Consider the following 3,223-nt stretch of genomic DNA (forward strand, 5'->3'; position numbering starts at 1 on the left):
CTGAGGTGGTCTCAGTTGCCAGGTTGATGGTGACCCCGGAACCAAATGTGACATTGGAATAATCGATAGTATCGATTCCTAGACCGCCATTGTGGATGTCGAAATTCACAAAATCGTCGTCGATTATGGTATCATTACCAGAACCACCATTGGTGGTGTCAGCTCCCGAACCACCATTGAGGCTATCATTGCCAAAATCTACAGTGGAATCATCACCCGTGAGGCTATCATTGCCACTGCCACCAAGTAGAGTATCGTTTCCGGCTTCTCCCTGAAGTGTATCGTTACCCGCACCGCCATCTAAAAGATCACCAATTCGATCAACAGTTCCCAGAGTATCGGAGTCCAGGGAATCATTGCCACTACCGCCAATTAATTAATGTATCTGCTCCCCCTTGACCTCGGAGGGTATCATTGCCAGGTCCACCAATCAATATATCATTGCCAGGACCGCCGGATTTTACTACCATTGTTTTCTTCTTAGAGTTTAGAGTAAAATTTTAAATTTAGCTAGAATTAGTTCTGCTTTATGACTTACAGAACCCTATAATCAGTTTTGCGATTAAGAGAATCAAGGCTTTTTGACTGCCCTCACTAGACATCTCCAGGAATTGCTAAGCAAGTCCATAACTAGGTTTGAGATGTTTGCGATAGTTAACAAATGCTTGATTTTTAAACGAAAAAATGAGGATTGCAAGTATTTATTGAAACTAATTTACACCAAAAAATACTAAGTAAATATCTAAATTAGAATTACACTTTTTGAGAAAAATAACTAAATAATTAAAGCCCCTATTCTCAGTCTTACTAATCCGCAAACTGTCAAAATTACTTTTTGGTAATTTTGGCTGTTTAGACGAAATCTATCGGAAGCAACTCTAAAAATTTTGATGACCCTAATCAGATGTTCCACAAAGATTCGTTCGCGAGATTTTTTCTTATTATCTTCTTTGATTTATGGCGGCATTTCTTTATTTATTGGTTTCTTTTTTGGGGTTTTTATTCGGTCTTCTCCATAGTAAGCTTTATCTCCACTATACTTTTGAGTTTCGTCTAAATTTTTTGACTGTTGTCGCCATAAATTAATATCACTATTATGTCATTGATGTCCTACGGTAACATCAACTATTTCTTGACCATTTGGAGTCGTAATAACTTGATTTTTAAAAGTGTGCCTTTTCTTTTTACCGGAGTAATACTTTTTTTGTTTTTCGGAAGACGAAGGTCTCTCTCTATCCAGCAGCTATCTACAATTAATTCGAATTCTGTTAAAATTTCCTTGACCCATTTCTCGTCACTTGGATTTTTTTTTACTTGTTCTAGCAAGCTACTAGGTAAGATATCACTCAAAATATTGAGCCAATAATGAAAAACATTGTTAGCTGTAGATTCGCAGACATTGAAATGAATTCATAAAATTTCAAAGGTAGGATGATTGTGTAAATAATACAAGGTAAGAATGATTTGTTCCTCTGTATTTAAAAGGCTTTTTATTCCACCACCAGCTTTGATTAATCTCCGTTCTGATTTAGCCAGTTCTGACTTTTTTTTCGGGTGGTATTCCTGACCTTTATTAATGAGTTGTTCGAGTTGTTTATAACTTAATCCTATCAATCTCTTTGTTGACCTTGGATTACGTTTAATATAGCTGACAATTGGAATCATTTTAAAAAAAAATATTGTAATTAACTTTCATTATAACATAAAGCAAATATAGTTTTTTTATTTTTTGGAGATGTCTACTATGTTAATCACTCCGAAAATCCAATTTTTCTACAGTTTTATATAAAGTTTTGTAACGAATTGCAAATATAAAGTTTTGTAACGAATTGCAGAAAACTTGGAAATTACCCTGATAGCTAATTACACAAGCATTCTTAATCGGTGGTCATGAACAAGCAAATTCAACAGCTGGTGCTGAAACTACAACACTATCCTCGGGACAATCAACAGCGGAACCAGACTTTGGCAGAAGTGGTTGAGCAAATTTTGCGTACCCGTAAAGTTTGTCGCCCACGGCCAGGTCACCCTCTATCTGGCATCTATCTAGAGATCTATCAGACCGTACAGCAGCAGCTCAACCATGAAATCGAGGAGGATATTGATAGCCCATATCTACACCCATATCTACAAATGACTTCTGATCAGGAGTGGGGGTCTTGGCGGGATAGTCTTTTTAAGAAGGTACTCGACGAGGGTCGCCTTCAGCAGCTAGCCCTAGAAGCACAACGGCACCAACCTCATACCCCAGAGCGATTTTATGCCTTAACGGAATTGCTAAATGCCATTAAGCTTTCTGGCAAGCTTTGCCATCGAGGCCAATTTTCCTCTGAGGTCTATGATGATGCTGTGAATCGGACATTGTATTATGTCTATCAAAACCTCAATCACTACAATCGAGAAAAAGGAAAATTTATAGCCTGGGTCAATTATCGCTTTGATAAGATGTTACAAAAAGCCCAACAAGACCTCAATGACCCATTTATCCAAGCTCAATCTGGCAAAATTGTCAGAATCAAATATCAGTTGAGTGCTCTGATTAAAGGTACCAAACTAGAGCATGTGATTGTTTGGATAACACTGAGCATCAAAGGCTTAATTACAGACAAGACCCAGATCAGTAACGTTACTAAAATTCTGATAGTATTATTGTTGTTGTCCCAGTTAATCGCCAAAGACCGGACAAAAGGAGATTCATTAGTGTTTGAGATGGCTAAAGCCTCTCTGCCTTTTTCCGCAAACTTGTCTGAGCTCAGTGGGGAATCGATACCCCTAGAGACTGTGCCACAACCGCAAACAGAACTGACGTTGTATGACCAGGTCAGACTCTATTTTAAAGAAGACCCGGAAAAGCTCTTGCAGAAACATATCAAAAACCATCCTTCAGCTACCTTGCAAGTCATAGGGTTAGCGTACCTAAACGGAAAAAAATGGCAAGAGATATCGGACTCTTTAGAAATTAAAATTTCATCCCTGAATAACTTCTTTCAACGTAATCTCAGGAAATTAGCCCCGGAAATCAAGAGATATATAGAAGAAGAAATGGGCTGAAAATGGTATAAACAAATACAGGCTTGCCCAAATCCGTGCTTAATCTGCTCAATACATAAACTTAGATCACCTGTAGGGGTTAAAGGGAATTATTCCTCTACCTATAGGATGATACCTATTATAGTGGATAATTTATTGGTAAGGCTAAACTAGAGGCATTGCTCAGTCACAA

Annotated in this window: 6 protein-coding genes; 1 reads left to right on the forward strand and 5 read right to left on the reverse strand. The window is 37.8% G+C overall.

Features of this window, described 5'->3' with window-relative positions; genetic code table 11:
• The 5 genes from F6J94_RS18710 to F6J94_RS18730 all read right to left on the reverse strand — a co-directional run.
• On the reverse strand, positions 1-373 hold a 373-nt coding region (locus F6J94_RS18710; RefSeq protein WP_367142234.1), incomplete at its 3' end, for a calcium-binding protein.
• On the reverse strand, positions 363-470 hold the full coding sequence (locus tag F6J94_RS18715; RefSeq protein WP_293043254.1) for a hypothetical protein: 108 nt from the start codon (positions 468-470) through the stop codon (positions 363-365). The genes F6J94_RS18710 and F6J94_RS18715, both read right to left, overlap by 11 nt.
• A 305-nt stretch (positions 471-775) precedes the next feature.
• Positions 776-955, reverse strand: coding sequence for a transposase family protein (locus tag F6J94_RS18720; protein ID WP_367142235.1), 180 nt, complete (start codon positions 953-955; stop codon positions 776-778).
• Positions 956-1,099: 144 nt separating this feature from the next.
• A complete protein-coding gene (locus F6J94_RS18725; protein ID WP_367142236.1) occupies positions 1,100-1,243 on the reverse strand; it encodes a transposase family protein in 144 nt (47 codons plus the stop codon).
• A 167-nt stretch (positions 1,244-1,410) separates the two neighbouring features.
• Positions 1,411-1,665 (reverse strand): hypothetical protein, encoded by a 255-nt coding sequence (locus F6J94_RS18730; RefSeq protein ID WP_293043260.1) that lies wholly within the window; start codon positions 1,663-1,665, stop codon positions 1,411-1,413.
• 225 nt (positions 1,666-1,890) lie between these two features.
• On the opposite strand from F6J94_RS18730, the gene F6J94_RS18735 reads away from it, so the two are divergent.
• The gene (locus tag F6J94_RS18735; RefSeq protein WP_293043263.1) at positions 1,891-3,051 is read left to right on the forward strand and encodes a hypothetical protein; all 1,161 of its coding nucleotides are present in this window, start codon (positions 1,891-1,893) and stop codon (positions 3,049-3,051) included.
• Positions 3,052-3,223: the final 172 nt, after the last annotated feature.

Source organism: Moorena sp. SIO1F2, from assembly GCF_010672755.1.
GTDB lineage: Bacteria > Cyanobacteriota > Cyanobacteriia > Cyanobacteriales > Coleofasciculaceae > Moorena.

Bases quoted from the DNA above. Each gene is read 5' to 3' on its own strand.
- F6J94_RS18730 (WP_293043260.1), bottom strand. From the start codon at position 1,665: ATGATTCCAATTGTCAGCTATATTAAACGTAATCCAAGGTCAACAAAG.
- F6J94_RS18735 (WP_293043263.1), top strand. From the start codon at position 1,891: ATGAACAAGCAAATTCAACAGCTGGTGCTGAAACTACAACACTATCCT.
- F6J94_RS18715 (WP_293043254.1), bottom strand. From the start codon at position 470: ATGGTAGTAAAATCCGGCGGTCCTGGCAATGATATATTGATTGGTGGA.